The sequence below is a fragment of the Micromonospora sp. NPDC006431 genome, from assembly GCF_042870725.1.
GTDB lineage: Bacteria > Actinomycetota > Actinomycetes > Mycobacteriales > Micromonosporaceae > Micromonospora.
This window is the reverse complement of sequence record NZ_JBIAHQ010000020.1, coordinates 1-17889: the sequence shown is the minus strand read 5'-3', so window position 1 is coordinate 17889 and position 17889 is coordinate 1. Positions and strand designations below refer to the sequence as shown.

Below are 17889 nucleotides of genomic sequence, written 5' to 3'. Positions count from 1 at the left end.
CAGGTCCGTAAGGACCGCGTTCTTCGGCCATGGTGCGCCCGAGACTACCCGCCGTACCAGGCGGCCGACCTGTGCAAAGGAGCAAAGATGAGCGGACCGGAGGATCGGGTGCGCCGGGCTCTCGGTGAGGCCCCGGCCGACCTGCTGATCGACCGGCTCGCCACCGAGCTCGCGCGGGCCTACGGGATCACCCGCACCGAGCTCTACCAGGTCGACTACCGGCTCGCGGTGCTGCTGCCGCTCGGCGACGGCGAGCCGATCACCAGCCCGGGCCATCCGGCCTGGCGCTGCTTCGACCACCAGGAGCCGGTGGTGTCGGAAGGCACCGGCTGGTTCCCGGTCGGCATGCGCGGCGAGCGGCGCGGCGTGCTCCGGCTGTCGCCGCTGCCGGCCGGCCCGGCCGCCCTCCGGGAGCTGGACGCGATGGCCACCGCGCTCGGGCACGAGCTGGCCGCCGTGACCGCCAGCACCGACGTCTACGTCACCGCCCGGCGGGACCGCCGGCTGACCCTGGCCGCCGAGATGCAGTGGGAACTGCTGCCCGGCCGCAGCCGGATCCGGCCGTCGTTCCGCCTCGCCGGACAGCTGGAGCCGGCGTACGCGGTGCGCGGCGACAGCTTCGACTGGTCGGACGACGGGCGACGGCTCTGGCTCTCGGTGATCAACGGCTCGGGTGAGGGGGTGGCCGCGTCCATGCTCACCTCGCTGGCCATTCACGCGCTGCGCAACGCCCGCCGCGCCGAGCTGGCCCTGGCCGACCAGGCCGCCCTGGCCGACCAGGCGATCTACGCACTGCACCGGGGCGAGCAGTACCTCTCCGCGCTCCTGCTGGAGCTGGACCTGGCGTCGGGAGCGATGACCGTGGTCGACGCCGGGTCGCCGCGCCTGCTGCTGCTGCGCGAGGGCGAGGTCAGCGAGCAGGTCCTGGAGAAGCAGTTCCCGCTCGGCATGTTCGAGGCCACGGACTACCGGGCGCAGCAGTTCCAGCTCCGGCGCGGGGACCGGCTCTTCGTGGTCAGCGACGGGGTGGTCGACGCCACCGCCCGGCAGATCCGCTACGGCGAGACCGCGCTGGACCGCTTCCTTCGGCGTACCGGGCCGATGGAGCCGCTGGACGCGGTCCGGTCGCTGATCGGCGATCTGCGGGCCTTCGTCGCCGGCGACCTGATCGACGACGCGGTGGCGGTCTGTCTCGACTGGCTCGGTCCGCAGCCCTGACCCGGGGGTCCCGCCTCGGCGGGCTGCACCGGGGGCGGGGTCAGTACGCGCCGCGGCGGTGGATCACCGCGCCGAAGGTCTTCCAGAGGATGGTCAGGTCGGCGGCGAGCGACCAGTTCTCCACGTAGTAGAGATCGAGTCGGATGCCGTCCTCCCAGCTCAGGTCGGACCGGCCACTGACCTGCCAGAGGCCGGTCATGCCGGGCTTGACCAGCAGGCGGCGGGCCAGGTCACCGTCGTACCGGGCCACCTCGGAGGGGAGTGGCGGGCGGGGCCCGACCAGGCTCATCTGGCCGAGCAGCACGTTCGCCAGCTGGGGCAGCTCGTCCAGGGACCACTTGCGCAGCAGCCGGCCGGTCCGGGTCACCCGCGGGTCGTCGCGCATCTTGAACATCAGGCCATCGGTCTCGTTGCGCGCGGCCAACTCGGCCAGCAGGGCGTCGGCGTTGACGACCATGGTGCGGAACTTGAAGACGCCGAACTCCTCGCCGCCCTGGCCGACCCGGACCTGGCGGAACAGCACCGGCCCCCGGCTGTCCAGCTTGATGGCGAGCGCGATCACCACCAGCACCGGCAGCAGCAGGAGCAACGCCAGCAGCGACAGCGAGCGGTCGACCAGCCCCTTGACCAGCTTCCGGGCGCCCCGGAACTCGGGCGCCTCGACGTGGATCAGCGGCAGGCCGGCGACCGGACGGGTGTGGATGCGCGGGCCGGCGACGTCGGTCAGCGCGGGGGCGACGACCAGGTCGACCCCGGTCCCCTCGAGCTGCCAGCCGAGCCGGCGCAGCCGGGTGGCGGTGAGCGAACCGGAGGCGGTGACGGCCACGGTGTCCGCGCTGATGGCGGTGGCCGCCTCGGGGATGTCCCGGAACGAGCCGACCACCGGCACGTCGCCGAGCCGCTGCGGCACCGGGGCGAGCAGCGCGTCCGGGATGCAGGCGCCGACCACCTGGTAGCCGGCGTACGGCTCGCGACGCAGGGTGTGCACGAGCTCCAGCACGTGCGCGGTGTCGCCCACCACGAGGACCTTGCGGGACCAGCCGGCGCCCCGGTCACGGGCCCGGTGCAACCGCTTGCGCGCGGCGTACCTGGCCACCTCCAGGCCGACCGTGCCGACCGCGAAGGAGATGGCCAGGAAGCCCCGGGACACGCCGACGTCGGCGATGTACCCCGCGATCGCGATGCCGCCGGCCAACCGCAGGCTCGCCGAGCTGACCCGCCGATACTCGTCGGCGCCGTAACCGAGCACCCGGTCGTCGTAGCAGCGCATCGCCTTGAGCGAGATCAGCCAGACCAGCAGCAGGGCGGGCGCCACCACCACGTACGGAATCTCCGATCCGACCGGCGGCTCGTCCCCGAAGCGGGCCAGGTATCCGATCAGGGTGGCCGCCGCCAGCACGGTGGTGTCCAGCACCACCAGGACCCCGATGTAGGCCCGTTCCGCGGCCCGCGTCGGGCCGGGACGGTCGCCGCCCGGTCCCGACGATGTCCTGGCAGGGGTCAGCAGCGTCGCCGAGATCACCGGCCCTCCCCACTTCGTTCAGGACCATCCCCGTACCGCGTGACGGCTCTGGCGGGCCGGCTCGGAGCACCAGGACATCCTGCCTCGACAATTGTGGGCACCGATTGCTTCGGACGGATTACCGTCAGTTGCCTTGCGGTCGAGGAGCGCGGGGAAGCGGCTCGCCGTACCGGATTCCGGTACGGCGGTCCGCTGAGTGGCGGATCAGCGCGGCGCGGGCGGGCGCAGTGCGATCGCCTGCAGGAAGATCTCGCCGATCTTGGTCGGGTCGGCGGTGACGAAGGCACCACCACCGGTCACGTCGGTGATCGACTTGAGCTCGGCCTGGCTGACCTTGTTGCCGATGCCGATGATGATCACCTGCACCGGCTGCTCCGCATCGCGGAGCTTGCGGAGCTTGGCCAGCAGGTCCTTCTGGGAGATGCCGTTGTCGTCCTCGTTCTTGCCGTCGGTGAACAGCACGATCGAGTTGACCTTCCCGGGCTCCCAGTCCTGCTGGACGGCCTTGTAGGCCGCCAGCAGGGTGTCGTAGAGGCCGGTGTCGCCGTTAGACGGCTTGACCGTGGCCAGGCCGCGCTGGATCGCGCCCCGGTTGCTCGACAGCGGCCTGATCGGGACCAACTCCCGGTAGTCCTGCGAGCCGTTCAGGTTGGTGGAGAAGGTCCACAGCCCGATCGACCAGGAGTCGTCGAAAAGGTTCAGGCCCTGGGTCGCCGCGGCGACGGTGACCTGCTCCCGGGTGGCGCCACCGGCGGTCTCCACCTTCTCCTTCATCGAGCCCGACACGTCGATGACGCAGAGCATGCGGCCGGACAGCGTGACCGCCGACCAGGTGCTGGTGGCCTTCTGGATGGCGGTCGGGTCGAGCCCGCCCGCGGCGCCCTGACCGGCCGGCGCGGCGTTCCCGCCCGCCGGGCTCGGGGCACCGGGCAGCGCCTTGAAGCCCTCGCTCCAGTTGCCGTCGGGCGCGCGCAGCGACTGGGCGGCCAGCCGGCTCCTGAAGCCGCGGGTGGTCAGCGCCTCGAAGAGCACCTTCGCGGCGGACGCCTTCGCCGGCTCGAGACCGGGCAGCACCGCGAACGGATAGTCCAGGGGGGCCGGCGGCGGGTCCAGGTAGAGGGCGGCCAGCGGGATCGGCGGCTTGGTGGCGTTGTACGCCATCACGTCCTCTTCGGACAGCGCGGCCGCTCCGAGGCCGTTGGCGACCGCCGTCGGTTCGGACGAGCGCGGAAAGCGCGCGAGGAGATCCTGCCGCAGCCGGGAACTGTTGGTGGCCAGCGCCCGCAACGCCCCGATCGTCGCCTCCCGCGCCTGCAGGGAGCCGGCGGCACCGGTGGAGTTGGCGGCGGCGGTCAGCGAGAGCAGGCCGGACAGACCAGCCGCGTCCTGGGTCGGCTCGACGATGCCGGCGTGCAGCGGTTTGCTGCTGTTGACCTGCGCCAACAGGTCGGCCCAGGTGAACTTCTTGTCCGGCCAGCCGAGCCGGGTGGCCACCGGTTCGGGCATCGCGACCACCACCGGACTGCGGGCGATCGAGGCGCCGTTCGCCGGGGCGAAGGCGGTGGCCCCGCCGGCTTTGAGCCGCAGCAGCCAGGTGGACGAGTCCGGCACCCAGACGTCCGGCGTCACCGCGGTGCCGCTCGCCTGCCCCACACCGGCCAAGGTTGCGCCGTGCTTGCTGGCCACCGTGGCGGCCACCTCGACCGACTCGGCGGGGGTCACGTTCACCGCGACGCAGGTGTCGCCGACCGCCGCGCCGTCCTTGACCCACTGGTCGGCCGCTCCCTTGACGGCGGGCGCGATCTCCGGGGTGGCCGCGACGGAGAGCTGGATCTGCCCCGAGCAGGACGGCCCCGCCAGCTGCTGGTAGCCGAACCAGGTCCCGGCTACGACGGCGACGAGGGCGGTGGCCGCCGCGGCGGCGCCTACCCCACGGAGGTTCGAACGCATGCGATGGCGGCCAGACACGGTGACCATCTTGCGTATCTCGTGGGGTTAGTGCCACATCCGTTCGGACGAAAGTTACGCAGCAGAAACAGTTGATCAGCAAAACTTCTACGTTGAGTTACCGATCAGTCATCAGAGGTGACGCCAGTCCATGGTGGACGCCGCTCGCGGCAACACTCCGTCACGGCCGGACGCAGGTCGGGCTGGCCACCGGCACCGGCTCCCCGACCGGCTCCGGCACCCCGGTGACCGGGTCCACCCGGAAGACCCTGATCATGTCGGCCCGCTCGTCGGCCACGTACAGGTGCTCGCCCGCTCGGGCGAAGTGCCGCGGCCACTCGCCGCCGGTGTCGACCTCGGCCACCAACTCCGGCGCCTCACCGGCCAGCGCGAAGACGGCCACCGTGCCGACTCCCCGGTTGGCCACGTAGAGGAACCGGCCGTCCGGTCCGACCGCGACCTCGGAGGGCTGCACGTGCCCGACCCGCCCGCTCGCGTCGACCCGGACCCGCTGGTGCAGCCCGTCGGCCGTCAGGTCGTACGCGGTGACCGTCCCGTCCAGCTCGCCGACCAGCCAGCAGCGCCGCCGGTCCGGGTGCCGGGCCAGGTGCCGGGGGCCGCTGCCGGCCGGCGTACGCAGCCGCGGGGCGCGCGGCACCAGCCGACCGGAGGCGGCGTCGAGGTCGTACCGGTAGACCGAGTCGGTGCCCAGGTCGACGGCGAGCAGCGGCCCACCGCCCGGATCAGGCGAGACCATGTGGCAGTGCGCCGCCTCCTGCCGCTGCGGGTCGGCGCCGTGCCCCTCGTGCCGGACCAGATCGGAGCGCTCCCCCGGTACGCCGTCCGGGTCGAGCGGGAACACCGCCACACTGCCGCCGCCGTAGTTGGCCACGAAGAGGTGCCGCCCGTCCGGGGCGACCGCCACGTGGCAGGGCTCGGCCCCGCCGGTCGGGCGGACGCCGAGCAGGGCGAGATCGCCGTCCGGGGCGACCCGGAACGCGCTGACCTGACCCTCGGACAGCTCGTTGACCGCGTACAGCACGGGCCGGGCCGGGTGCCGGACGAGGAACGACGGCGACGAGGTCACCGCCACCGTGCCGAGCGGGGTCAGCTCCCCTGACACCGGATCCCGCCGGGCCGCGACGATGCCCTCGGCCCGCCCGCCCATCTCCGCCGTGTAGCCACCGATGTGGACGATCGCGTGCTGCGCGGTCACCGGTCCCACCTTCCGCCGATTCCTCCGTCGATCCAACCAGAGGCCCTCCGGGTCGGCCGGGCCGTTGGCCGTCTTCCCGGAACCAGTTTCGGCGGTCGGCCGCACGCCCGCGACCCGTCGCGGCCCGGTCAGCCCACCGGCACCGGCTCGCCCCGCTGCCGGGCGACGTGCTCGACCAGCGAGATCAGCACCAGCTTCCCGGACTGCCGGTCCCGGACGTCGCAGAGCACCAGCGGCACGTCCGGGTCCAGGTCCAGCGCGTCGCGTACCGCCTCCAGGCTGAACCGCCGGGCCCCGTCGAAGCAGTTCACCCCCACCACGAACGGGATGCCGCGCTGCTCGAAGTAGTCGATCGAGGGGAAGCAGTCGGCCAGCCGGCGGGTGTCGGCGAGCACCACCGCGCCGAGGGCGCCGAAGGCCAACTCGTCCCAGAGGAACCAGAAGCGGTCCTGGCCCGGGGCGCCGAAGAGATAGACCTGAAGGTCGTCGGTGATGGTGATCCGGCCGAAGTCCATGGCCACCGTGGTGGTGGACTTCTCCTCCACCCCGGAGACGTCGTCGGTGCCCACGCCGGCGCCGGTCAGGACCTCCTCGGTCTGCAGCGGCCGGACCTCGCTCAGCGCGCTCACCAGCGTGGTCTTGCCGGCGCCGAAGCCGCCGGCGATGAGGATCTTCAGGGCCAGCGGAACCCGCAGCGCGGCCGTCCCCGGTTCAGAGCGCACGAAGTCCACTGACCACCGCCTTGAGGATGTTGTCGTCGGGCAGGTGGGCGGCGGTCGGCGGCTGGTGCACCGCGACGAGCCCACGGTCGAGGAGATCGCCGAGCAGCACCCGGACCACGCCGACGGCGAGGTCCAGGTCCACGGCGAGGTCGGCCACGGCCACCGGTTGCCGGGCCAGCTCGACCAGGCGCCGGTGCTCCGGCTGGAGGCCCGGCAGGCCGGCCGGGTCGGCCGCCGGCGGGGCCAGCACGAAGGCCACCAGGTCGAAGCCGGCTCCGGGCGGCCGCACCCGGCCACCGGTCAGGGTGTACGGACGGACGACCGGGCCCGCGGCGTCGTCCAGCCACTCGTGCTGCGGCCCCGGTGACTCAGTCCGCATCGACGGCACCCGCCGTACGGGCCGGGACGCTCAGGTTCTCGCCGACCCGGATGACCAGCATCGCCATCTCGTACGCCACCAGGCCGATGTCGGCGTCGGCGTCGCTCACCACCGCCAGGCAGCCGCCCGGCCCGGCCGCGGTGACGAACAGGTACGCGGACTCCATCTCCACCACGGTCTGCCGGACCGCGCCGCCGGCCAGGTGCCGGGTGGTCCCCTTGGCCAGGCTGGAGAAGCCGGAGGCGATGGCGGCGAGGTGCTCCGCGTCGGTACGGCTCAGCTCGGCCGAGGCGCCGAGCAGGAGCCCGTCCGCCGACAGCACCACCGCCTGGCGGGCGGCCGGCACCCGCTCCACCAGGTCGTCGAGCAGCCAGTCGAGATCGGCGTTCTGCCGCGTCGTGTACACCACTAGGCGTCCCTCTCAGTCGCGGTGGGAGGTTCCGGGGCCGGCGCCGGCTCCGGAGGGGAGGGCTCGGCGGCCCGGTCCCGGGCCGCGTCGGTGGACGGGCCACCTCGGAACCGGGCAGCGGAGTCGACGGGTTGGCCGGCCGGACGGGCGACACCCCGGGCGGCCGGGGCGGCCGTACCGGTGGGGCCGGCGGCGGCGCGGGCCGCCCCGTCCCGACGGCCCCGGGCGGTGCCGGCCTGAAGGGCGGACATGGCGCGCCGGGCCTCCTCCGGCGAGCGGTACGCCGGGGTGTCCGCGGCGGCCGGCCGGGGTCCCGTCGCCGGCCCGCGCCGGCGGACCCGGCGGGGCAGGCCGTCGCCGTCCGCGGGCGCCTCGACCGAGGAGGTACGGCCGGCGGAGAGCCCTACCACGGCCGAGTCGGGACGTTCCCGGCCGGGCCGGGTGGTACGCGGCCGGGGCAGCGTGGACAGCCGGGTCACCCTGGCCATCCGCCGGTCACCGGCGCCCGCCGTCCCGGCGTCCGAGCCGGGGCCCACCGGCGGCTCGTCGGTGACCAGATCGGCCGGGACCAGCACCAGCGCCGTGCTGCCGATCGGGGTGGCCGGTCGCAGCTCGACCCGGACGCCGTGCCGGGCGGCCAGCCGGGCGACCACGAAGTGACCCAGCCGGGCGCTGTCGGCCGGGTCGAACTCCGGGGAGCGGGACAGCTTGCGGTTGGCGTCCGCCAGGGCCTGCGGCGACATGCCGAGCCCGTGGTCGGTGATCTCGATGGCGTACCCGCCCGGTGACGTCCGCCCGGTGACGTCGACCCGGGTGCCCGGCGGAGAGAAGGCGAGGGCATTCTCGATCAACTCGGCGAGCAGGTGGATGACGTCGCCGACGGCCCGGCCGAGCACCCCGGCCGGCTGCACCTCGCCGATGTCGACCCGGTCGTACTGCTCCACCTCGGAGATGGCGCCGCGCACCACGTCGACCGCGGCGACCGGGTTCCGCCAGCCCCGGCCCGGGGCCGCGCCGGCGAGGATGACCAGGTCCTCGGCGTGCCGCCGGAGCCGGGCGGCGAGGTGGTCGACCTGGAACAGCCCGGCCAGCTCGTCCGGGTCCTCGGTCTGCCGCTCCAGCCGGTCCAGCAGTGCCAACTGCCGGTGCACCAGCCCCTGGCTGCGTCGGGCGATGTTGAGGAACACCTCGTTGAGCCCCCGGCGCAGGGTGACCTCGTCGACGGCGGCCTGCACAGCGGTCCGGCGCACCTCGTTGAAGGCCCGCCCCACCTGGCCGATCTCGTCGCCGCCGTGGTCCAGCTCGGGCGCCTCCCGGGCGACGTCGACCTGGTCGCCGCGGCGCAGCCGGGCGACCACGTCCGGCAGCCGGTGCTCAGCCATCTCCAGCGCGGCGGTGCGCACCCCGGTCAGCCGTCCGGCCAGCGACCGGCCGACCCGCAGCGCCACCAGCACGCAGATCACCACGGCGAGCAGGCCGAGCACCCCGGCGGCGGCGAGCCGGCTCAGGATGCCCACCGCCATCGGCACGGACCGTTCGGCCAGCCCGTCGGCGCCGCGCAGCTCGAAGTCCCGCAGGCCCTGCCAGACCGCGGTCTGGCTGGACTCCCAGGCGCGTACGTCGAGCTGGGCCGGCAGGTCGCGGGCGCGGATCAGGATGTCCTGGAGGCCGTGCAGCCGGACGAAGGCGTCCCCCTCGGTGAGCCGCTGGTACGCCGTGCGCTCGCCCGGCGGCAGGTCGGCCACCGCCGTCTCGGCCAGGAAGCGCTGGTTTTCGATGGTGCGGACGAGCTGTTCGTGCTCGCCTTCGGCGTACCCGCCGGCGGTGACCGCGCCGGCGAGCAGCGCGTCCGCCTGGCCGAGCAGCTCCCGGGACCGGCCCAGCGCGGTGAGCGCCAGCGCCTCCCGGTTGAGCTGGTTGTCGGGGAACGCGGCCATCGCGGAGAACGCCTGGAAGGCGGAGCCGATCATCCCGCTGTAGAGGCCGATCGCCCCGGCCCGGTCCACCTTCCGGCCGTCGATGAAGCCCCGGCCGGCGGGCAGCGCATCGAGCGCGGAGACCAGCTGATCCAGCCGGGCGTCGAGCAGCTCGTCGGCGGCGTCGCGCAGCTCCTTCCCGTCGACCCGGCGGCGCAGCTCGGCGATCGCCCGGTCGGTGCGGGTCCGCTGCTCGGTCAGCGCCGGCAGGGTGCTGTCGCCGGCGAGCTGGACGACCGAGAGCCGCCGTTCCTGTTGCAGTTCGGCGACCACGGCCTCACCCGGCCGGCCCAGGTCGTAGAGGAAGGTACGCGCCGCGAGCAGGTCGAGGGCGGGTCCGAAGGTCAGCGTGGTGGCGAAGATCCAGAGCGCCAGCAGCGCGGTCACCGGACCGACGACCAGCGCGGTCAGCTTGGCGCGGATCGGCCAGTCACGGGTGTTCATCAGACCTCGCCCGGAAGGTGTCGCAGGGGTGGCGCCGGCACCGGCCGGAAGGTCTCCGACCGTGACGCCGAGCCCAGCCCGGCCGCCTTGGGCAGGATACGTAATCCCGGGCCGATGCACTACCGGCCGTCTCGCTCGTCGCTACCGTCCGGGATGTTCGGTTGTGGACACCAACGGAGTGGGCGCCCCGCCGGAAGGGACCGGCGGGGCACGTCGCAGCGGCGCTCCGCACCCACGCCACCTCGCAGCACCTTCTGGAATGACTCAAGTTTCAGCGGTACGTACGAGGTGTCGGTCGCCCCAGGTTCCGCGAGGTTTCGGTCGGGAAATCCCAGGAAAAGTGCCCCGGACCGGGATTGGCGATCAGTGCGCGGAGGGAATACCAGCGGGCGAAGGAGGAGCCATGTCGCCCACGCAGGTAGTCGTCACAGTCATCGTGGTGGTGGTGGTGGTGCTCGCGGCGCTGGCCGCGGTCGCCGTACGCGCCGGCCGCCGGCGCGCCCTCAGGCAGCGGTTCGGCCCGGAGTACGACCGGGTCGTCGCCGAGCAGGACAGCCGGGGCGCCGCCGAGCGGGAGCTGCGGGAGCGGGAGCGCCGGCACGCCGAGCTGCAGCTCACCCCGCTCGCCCCCGAGTCCCGGGCCCGGTACGCCGCCGCCTGGGAGGAACTCCAGGTCCGCTTCGTCGACTCCCCGGGCGAGACCGTCGGCGACGCCGACGAACTGGTCACCCGGCTCATCGCCGACCGTGGGTACCCGACCGGGGACTTCGACGACCAGGTCGCCCATCTCTCCGTCGAGCACGCCCGCACCCTGGCCCACTACCGGGACGCCCACGAGATCCGGCTGCGTCACGAGCGCGGCGAGGCGAGCACCGAGGAACTCCGGCAGGCGCTCGTGCACTACCGGGCGCTCTTCGCCGATCTGCTCGGCGCGGACCCGGTCGGTCACCAGCCGCCGGAGCAGCGCCAACCCGACCACGAGCACGACGTCTCGAGCCGCTGAGGAGGCCGCCGCGATGCGCCAGGACAAGCAGCAGGTCACGCACGAGCACCCGGAGATCGTCCGGTCCACGCCGGTGCCGGTCCGGCCGGCGGGCGCGCCCGCCGATCGCGACGGACCGCGGCCCGACCGGGCCGCCCGGGTCGACGTACCCGAGGACGCGCTGGACGACCGGGGCACCTTCGACGACCCGGGGGTGGCCGGCGAGCGCGCCGACGACCGGCGGGACGCGGAGCCGGACCAGACCCGGGCGTACGACGCACGGGACGCCCGGGACGCCGAGGCCGCCGACGTCGACGAACGGCCGGAGTACCACGATCCGGCGCCGCTGCCCTCGGTGTTCGGCGCGACCTCCGTGGGCGACGCGGTGGCCGCCTCGGCGATGGCCAGCGGGCGGCCCGAGGACGAGCGGGATCCGCGCGGCGAGGACACCGCCCAGCCGGGCGACGGGGCGCCGGGGCGGACCGACGCGTTCGACGACGAGCGGGCCGACCCGACGGCCGGCGACCGGCTGCACAGCCCCGAGCGTGCGGCGGCCGGGCGCTCCGCCGGGCCGCGGGACGACGCGCCGGCGGCCGGTGCGACCGGCTACGGCAGCGCCGAGCCGGCCATGGTCGACCCGGACACCAGCACCGCCGCGGCCGGCGCCGCGGCCGACGCGGCCCTGGCCGGGGCGGCCCGGCCGACCCCCGGCGCGGTGCCGTCGGACGCCGCCACGCTCTTCGCCCCGGACATCGCGCAGGGTTTCCGGGACCGCTGGCGGGACGTCCAGCTCCGCTTCGTGGACGACCCGCAGGCCGCGGTCGGCGCGGCGCAGTCGCTGGTCGAGGAGGCGATCGAGGCGCTGTCAGCCGCGCTGCGCGACCAGAAGGCCCGGCTCGGCGGCTGGCAGGCGTCCGGCTCGACCGACACCGAGCAGCTCCGGGTGGCCGTCCGCGACTACCGGGACTTCCTGGACCGGGTCCTCGGGCGCTGAGGCGGCATGGCCCGGCCCCCGCGGGGTACGCCAGGGGGATCACGGAACGGGACAGGAGGGCAGCAGCATGACGGATCGTGACCGCGGCGAGCGGCCGCTGGAGGAAACCCCCGAGGTGGCCGCGGCGGTGGACGACGACAGCACGGTGCCGCAGCTGCGCAGCGGCGGCGGCGCCGACCGGGACAACCCGACCTTCACCGAGCCCGACGGCGCGGTGCCCGACACCGGGTCACCGGACATCCTCGGCGACCCGTACGCGGCCGGCACCGGGCCGACCGGCACCGGGACCGGGGCCACCGGCACCGGCACCGAGGGGGCCGGGCGCAACATCCGGACGGGCGCCGAGCAGCCGTGGGACCCGGAGGACCTCGTGCTGGCCCGGGGCCAGGACCTCACCCGGGAGAACATCGAACGGGCCCGCCGTGACCTGGCTGAGCTGGGCCGGGCGGCGATCGAGAAGACGGTTCCCTGACGGCCGTACGCCGAGAGGGCCCGGAGGCCCTGACGGCCGTACGCCGAGAGGGCCCGGGGGCCCCTGGTCGACCGAGTGCCGACCAGGGGCCCGGGGGAACCCGCGCGGCGGTGCCTCACTCCGCTGCGGCGGGTGGGCCGGCCGCCGGTTCAGGAGAGCGGCGGGTAGGCGTTGCGCATGAGCTCCTGGAACTGGGCGGCGAACCAGTGGCCCGAGACCGGGGCGTTGGGCAGCGCGCCGCTCGGGTTGTTGCCATTGCGGGCGTTACCGGTGTACGTCGGGTCGCACATCCGGTCGAAGCCCTTGCCCTCGTCGTTCGGGATGGCGCTGCTGGAGCCGTCCGACTCGCCCGGCGGCTTGATCCAGACATAGGCGTCGATGCCCGCCTCGGGCGCGGCCTTCGGCCGCTCGCCGAGGCCCGCGCCGGCCTGGTTGCACCAGTTGCCGGCGTGGATCCGGCGGTCGATGCGGCCACCGTTGACATAGGTGTCGACGTTCGTCGTCGCGCCCGGCCCGGTGGGCCGCGCCGAGCCGCCCCAGCCGTTACGGGAAGTGTCGATCAGCATGCCGATGCCGCTGTCGAAGCCCACGGAGACCAGCTTCTGCCGGAACGCCTGGGCGAACGACAACTCGTCGACGTACTGGTTCCAGTCGATCCACTTGGACTGGCGGACGGACGTGCCGTTCACCGAGTCAGTGATCTTGACGTACGGCTCGCGCAGGGCCGAGTAGTTCGCCGTGTTGACGATGAAGCCGTGCACGTTGCGTACCGTGCTGCCGGAGGCGACGGCCGCGCTCTTCAGCATGTCCGCGGTCGGGCCGAAGTTGCTGTCCCAGCCGATCCAGCCGTGGTGCGCGGCGTCGATGTAGTTGTAGACGTTGCCGATCGCGCCCAGCTTGGCCAGGGCGTAGCCGACGCCGTTCACGTACGCGCCGTTGGCCTTGACGGTGTCGCACATCGCGGTGCCGCCCGCCTGCCCGGAGGTGTTGGTCACCAGGTTGGGCAGCGAGTCGATCTCGATGATGTTGATGATCCGCAGGTTGGCGTACTTCGGGTCGGCCTGGATCGCCGCGATCGGGTCGATGTACTCGGCCTTGTACCGGGGCAGGTCGTTCGGGCCGAGCTCACCGTTGGAGGCCAGCGCGGCGCAGTCCCGGCCGGGCAGGTTGTAGATCACGAACTGGATGTAGCCGGCGCCCTGCCGCAGTGCCTCGTCGAGGTGGGCGCGCATGCCCCGGGCCCCCGGGGTGCCGTTGATGGCGGCGATCCGGTCCATCCACACGCCCGTCGGGTTGTTCGAGACCCGGCTGCCGCCCGGCTCGGCGTCCGCCTTGGCCTTCCAGTCCGGGTTCACGTAGCCCTTGGCCCCGACGTACGGGTTGTCCACCTTCTGCCCCGGCGGCGGGCTGGACGGCGGCGGGCTCGAGGGCGGCGGGCTGGACGGCGGCGGGGTGGTGGTGGGCGGCGTGCCGCCGGTGCAGACCGTGCCGTTCAGGGTGAACTGGGCGGGCTTCGGGTTGGCGCCGCTCCAGGCGCCGTTGAACCCGATGGTGGTACTGGCGCCGGTGGCCAGCGAGCCGTTGTACGATTCGTTCTGCGCGGTGACGTTCTGACCGCTTTGCGACCACCGCGCCGACCAGCCGTTGACGACCGACTGCGAGCTGTTCGGGAAGGTGAAACCAAGCGTCCAGGCGCCGAGCGGGTCTCCGAGGTTCTTGATCGTCACGGTGGCGATGAAGCCACCCGGCCAGTCGTTGGTGGCGTAGTCCACACTGCACTGGGTCGCGGCCTGCGCCGCGGTGACCGGGAGGGTCACCAGCCCGCCGGCGACCAGGACGCCCGCACCGGTCAGTGCGAGTGCCCGACTCCGGCCGGACAGCCTTCTCCACAGATTCATGCCACTGATCTCCTTGGGCGAGGCCGGATCCGCGTACGGCCCGGCGAATGGCCCTCGGGACGTCCGGCTGGGACGGCCGTCGGCGCCACGGGTGTCTTCGGGGATGCCCGACCCGGACGGGCGGTGGTGGGTGATCGACCGGCCGGCACGACCGGCCGAGGAGTCGGACGCCGCCCGATCGACCCGGGTGCCCTCGACGTCTGGACTCGCGGTGTGGCTCCCCCAACCGCGTGCAGCGATTCTTGCATGGGAGCGCTTCCATGGCAATGCCTCGATGTGAACTCCCCGTCGGCAAAGGGGAGAACAGCCCAGGCGGTATCGGCACGGCCGGTTGCCGGCAGACGGGTCCGAGCCGGTGGAACACGGCAGGGCAGCGCCGCAGCGGGGCGTGCGGCACAGGTGCGTCCAGATGGGCTGCGGCACTGCGGAACCCTCCGAAGAGCCTCGGCAATGCCACATAAGGCTCCTAGCACCTCCATCCCCCTAAACGCCAACAAACTCTTAAACACGAATCTTTCCCCGGATAGCTCGCGAAAAGGTCTAACGTCGGGCGTAGCTCGACCGCCGTCGGGCTCAGGACAAACAGGGATGGAGTGACGCAGGTCATGGGAAAGAAGATGCTCGGGAAGGTCGTTGCGGGAGCCGCTCTCGGCGGCGCGTCCCTGCTGCTGTTCTCGCCCGGGATGGCGAACGCGGCCGGCCCCGGCACGTACGCGGGCGATGTCGCCGCCAAGCCGCAGGTCAGCCTTCTTGAGACCTGCCCGGGGGGGCACGGGGACTGGGACCGCAAGGACTTCGACCGCAAGGACTTCGACCGCAAGGACGAGGACCGCAAGGACTTCGACTTCAAGAACCACGACGGCAAGGACCGTGACCGCAAGGACCACGACTTCAAGGACGAGGACCACAAGAAGCCCGACTTCAAGGACGAGAACAACAAGAAGCCCGACTTCAAGGACGAGCACGGCAAGGAAGAGAACAAGAAGGACGAGAACAAGAAGGACGAGCAGGGCAAGGAAGAGAACAAGAAGGACGAGCAGGGCAAGGACTGGCAGGGCAACGACAGCTGGCAGCCCGGGGCCTACGGCCAGGGCGGCGGCATGGTCGACGACCAGTCGGACAAGGACCGCAAGGACCAGGACCGCAAGGACCAGGACCGCAAGGACCACGAAGCCAAGGACGAGGACCGGAACGACCAGGACAACAAGGACCACGACCGCAAGGACCGGGACATGAAGGACGAGGACCGCAAGGACCACGACTTCAAGGACCGGGACATGAAGGACGAGGACCGCAAGGACCACGACCGCAAGGACTTCGACCGCAAGGACGAGGACCGGGACCACTGCTTCCCGCGCGGCCACGTTGACGGTGGTGACGGGGGCATGACCAGCACCAGCGTGGACCGCGGCATGGCCGCCAGCGGGGTGGGCGTGATCGGCGCCGCCGCACTGGGCGGGATGGTCCTGCTGCGCCGGCGTCGGGCCAATGACCTCGTCTGACCGGACGGCGACTCGGGCCGGCGGCCGTCACGGGAGACCGTGGCGCGCCGCCGGCGTGGTCGTCGTCGTCCTGATCGCCATGCTGGGCGCCGGCCTGATCGGGGCCTCCGTCCGGACCGTGCCGCCTCCCCGGCCACCCCAGCCGCTCGCCCAGGCCGGAGCCGCCGGGACGGCCTCGACCCCCACCTCGCCCACCCTCCCGGGCCCCTCGGACGACAGCGGTACGGTGACCGCCGACCAGGCGTCCGCCGACGACGCGGCGACGCCGAACCCGGATCTCGCCCGCGCCGCGCTGCCCCGGTCGGCCCCGACGACCATCTCGATCCCCCGGATCGGGGTGAACGCCGAGATCATGCGCCTTGGTCTGAACGCGGACGGCACGGTCCAGGTGCCCCCGCTGGAGCAGGCCATGAAGGCGGGCTGGTACACCCCCGGGGCCAGCCCCGGAGAGGTCGGCAACGCGGTCATCGTCGGGCACGTCGACTCGGCCAAGCTCGGGCCGGCGGTCTTCTTCAACCTCGGCTCGCTCAAGGCGGGCGACACCATCAGCGTCGCCCGGGAGGACGGCTCGACCGCCACGTTCACGGTCAACGAGGTGAAGTCGTACCCGAAGACCGCCTTTCCCACCGAGCTGGTCTACGGCCCCAGCGACAAGCCCAGCCTCCGGGTGGTCACCTGCGGCGGGCAGTTCGACCAGAGCTCCGGCAGCTACCTCAACAACGTCATCGCCTTCGCCACCATGACCCCGTGAGGCGGTGCGGAACGGGCGCGGGCCCGGGGGGGGGGGGCCCCCCCCCCGGCCCCCCCCGGGGGGCGGGGGGGGGGGCCCCCCCCCCCGGCCCCCCCCCGCGCCGGTGTCCGTGCGGGTCAGGCCGCCGCCGAGGTCCGCACCAGGGTACGGATCTGCCGCAGCAGCACCGACAGCGCGGAGAGGTCGGCGCGGGACTCGTCGAACTCCCCCATCGCCCGGTGCGCCCGGTGGATCGAGGTGGCGTTCGCCTGCTCCCACTCCTGCACCCGGTCGGCCGGCGACACATTATCGGGGGTGGAGCCGAGGACCTCTGCGGTGAGCGCGGCCAGCGCGGCGTACAGGTCGTAGCGCAGCGCCATCCGGGCCAGCGTCTGCCAGCGGTCCTCGCGCGGCAGCAGGGAGATCTTCGACAGCAGGGCGTCCACCCGGAACCGGTCGGAGAGGACGAAGTAGACCGAGGCCACCTCGCCCACGTCCCGGCCGGTCGACTGGGCGGTCTCCACCACGTCCAGCAGGCCGAAGCTGTACATCAGCCGGGTCGCCTGCGCGGCCAGCTCCCGGGGCAGCCCCTTCTGGGTCAGCGAGTCGATGTGGGCGGCGATCGCCTCCCGCTCACTGCCGTAGAACAGGTTCTCCAGGTCGGGCAGGAGCCGGGCCACCCCGTCCCGCAGCCGAGCGATCTCCCCCGGCACGTCGATCGGCGAGCGCCGGTTGGTCACCAGCCAGCGCACCGCGCGGTCGAGCAGCCGGCGGGTGTCCAGAGAGACGCTGGTCTGCAACTCGGGCGAGACCTTGTTGTCCAGCGCCTCGATCGCGTTCCAGAGCTCGCGGAGCCCGAACACCTCGCGCACCACCACGTACGCCCGCAGCACGTCCGCGGCCGACGCGGCCGTCTCCTCGACCGTCCGGAAGACGAACGAGATGCCGCCCCGGTTGATCGCCTCGTTGACCAGCACGGTGGTGACGATGTCCCGGCGCAGCCGGTGCTGGCCCATCCGGCCGGCAAACCGCTCGCGCAGCGGAGTGGGGAAGTAGTTGACCAGGATGTCGGTCGTCCACTCCTCGTCGGCCAGTCCTTCGGCGACGATCTCCCGCTCCAGCACGATCTTGACGTACGCCAGCAGCACCGCGAACTCCGGCGCGGTCAGCCCGTTCTCGGTCCGGACCGCGAGTTCCTCGTCCGGCGGGAGTGCCTCCAGGGCCCGGTCCAGCGCCCCGGAACGCTCCAACTCGTTGATCATCCGGCGGTGCACCGGGAGCAGCGAGGCGGCCTGCGCCTGGGCGTTGTTGATCGCCCGAGCCTGCTCGTAGTTGTCCCGCAGCACCAGCTCGGCGACCTCGTCGGTCATCTCGGCCAGCAGCTCGTCGCGCGCGGGCCGGTCCAGCTCGCCGTCGGCGACCGCCGTGTTGAGCAGGATCTTGATGTTCACCTCGTGGTCGGAGCAGTCCACTCCGGC

General features: G+C 73.1%; 15 protein-coding genes. 6 read left to right on the top strand and 9 right to left on the bottom strand.

The window, feature by feature from the left end:
* The first annotated feature begins 87 nt into the window (after positions 1-87).
* Positions 88-1218 carry a PP2C family protein-serine/threonine phosphatase gene (locus ACFYM6_RS27385; RefSeq protein ID WP_387280067.1) on the top strand — a complete coding sequence of 377 codons (1131 nt, stop codon included), beginning with the start codon at positions 88-90 and terminating at the stop codon, positions 1216-1218.
* A 40-nt stretch (positions 1219-1258) separates the two neighbouring features.
* On the opposite strand, the gene ACFYM6_RS27380 is transcribed toward ACFYM6_RS27385, so the two are convergent.
* The 7 genes from ACFYM6_RS27380 to ACFYM6_RS27350 form a co-directional block, all read right to left on the bottom strand.
* Entirely contained in the window at positions 1259-2740 is a 1482-nt protein-coding gene (locus tag ACFYM6_RS27380; RefSeq protein ID WP_387280065.1) for a sugar transferase, read from the bottom strand.
* A gap of 204 nt (positions 2741-2944) precedes the next feature.
* Entirely contained in the window at positions 2945-4690 is a 1746-nt protein-coding gene (locus ACFYM6_RS27375; RefSeq protein WP_387280063.1) for a VWA domain-containing protein, read from the bottom strand.
* 178 nt (positions 4691-4868) lie between these two features.
* Positions 4869-5903 carry a lactonase family protein gene (locus tag ACFYM6_RS27370; RefSeq protein ID WP_387280061.1) on the bottom strand — a complete coding sequence of 345 codons (1035 nt, stop codon included), beginning with the start codon at positions 5901-5903 and terminating at the stop codon, positions 4869-4871.
* Between the two features lie 128 nt (positions 5904-6031).
* Positions 6032-6634 (bottom strand): ATP/GTP-binding protein, encoded by a 603-nt coding sequence (locus ACFYM6_RS27365; protein WP_387280059.1) that lies wholly within the window; start codon positions 6632-6634, stop codon positions 6032-6034.
* Positions 6615-7004, bottom strand: coding sequence for a DUF742 domain-containing protein (locus tag ACFYM6_RS27360; RefSeq protein ID WP_387280057.1), 390 nt, complete (start codon positions 7002-7004; stop codon positions 6615-6617). The genes ACFYM6_RS27365 and ACFYM6_RS27360 overlap by 20 nt, the downstream gene beginning before the upstream one ends.
* Positions 6994-7413, bottom strand: a complete 420-nt coding sequence (locus tag ACFYM6_RS27355; RefSeq protein ID WP_073835966.1) for a roadblock/LC7 domain-containing protein — start codon at positions 7411-7413, stop codon at positions 6994-6996. Before ACFYM6_RS27355 ends, ACFYM6_RS27360 begins: the two co-directional genes overlap by 11 nt.
* Entirely contained in the window at positions 7413-9833 is a 2421-nt protein-coding gene (locus ACFYM6_RS27350) for a nitrate- and nitrite sensing domain-containing protein (RefSeq protein WP_387280055.1), read from the bottom strand. The genes ACFYM6_RS27355 and ACFYM6_RS27350 overlap by 1 nt, the downstream gene beginning before the upstream one ends.
* A gap of 403 nt (positions 9834-10236) precedes the next feature.
* On the opposite strand from ACFYM6_RS27350, the gene ACFYM6_RS27345 reads away from it, so the two are divergent.
* The 3 genes from ACFYM6_RS27345 (at position 10237) to ACFYM6_RS27335 (ending at position 12281) form a co-directional block, all read left to right on the top strand.
* Entirely contained in the window at positions 10237-10836 is a 600-nt protein-coding gene (locus ACFYM6_RS27345; protein ID WP_387280053.1) for a hypothetical protein, read from the top strand.
* A 13-nt stretch (positions 10837-10849) separates the two neighbouring features.
* Positions 10850-11809 (top strand): hypothetical protein, encoded by a 960-nt coding sequence (locus ACFYM6_RS27340; RefSeq protein ID WP_387280051.1) that lies wholly within the window; start codon positions 10850-10852, stop codon positions 11807-11809.
* A 67-nt stretch (positions 11810-11876) separates the two neighbouring features.
* Positions 11877-12281, top strand: coding sequence for a hypothetical protein (locus ACFYM6_RS27335; protein WP_073835962.1), 405 nt, complete (start codon positions 11877-11879; stop codon positions 12279-12281).
* Between the two features lie 149 nt (positions 12282-12430).
* Here ACFYM6_RS27335 and ACFYM6_RS27330 read toward each other — a convergent pair whose 3' ends face one another.
* Positions 12431-14179, bottom strand: a complete 1749-nt coding sequence (locus tag ACFYM6_RS27330; protein ID WP_387280049.1) for a glycoside hydrolase family 6 protein — start codon at positions 14177-14179, stop codon at positions 12431-12433.
* Between the two features lie 605 nt (positions 14180-14784).
* Between ACFYM6_RS27330 and ACFYM6_RS27325 the strand changes: the two genes are divergently transcribed.
* Both ACFYM6_RS27325 and ACFYM6_RS27320 read left to right on the top strand, forming a co-directional pair.
* A complete protein-coding gene (locus ACFYM6_RS27325) occupies positions 14785-15681 on the top strand; it encodes a hypothetical protein (RefSeq protein WP_387280047.1) in 897 nt (298 codons plus the stop codon).
* A complete protein-coding gene (locus ACFYM6_RS27320; RefSeq protein ID WP_387280045.1) occupies positions 15668-16432 on the top strand; it encodes a class F sortase in 765 nt (254 codons plus the stop codon). Before ACFYM6_RS27325 ends, ACFYM6_RS27320 begins: the two co-directional genes overlap by 14 nt.
* Positions 16433-16548: 116 nt before the next feature.
* Here the strand turns inward: ACFYM6_RS27320 and ACFYM6_RS27315 are convergent.
* Positions 16549-17889: NAD-glutamate dehydrogenase domain-containing protein (locus tag ACFYM6_RS27315; RefSeq protein ID WP_387280043.1), on the bottom strand; the 1341-nt coding region annotated here is incomplete at its 5' end.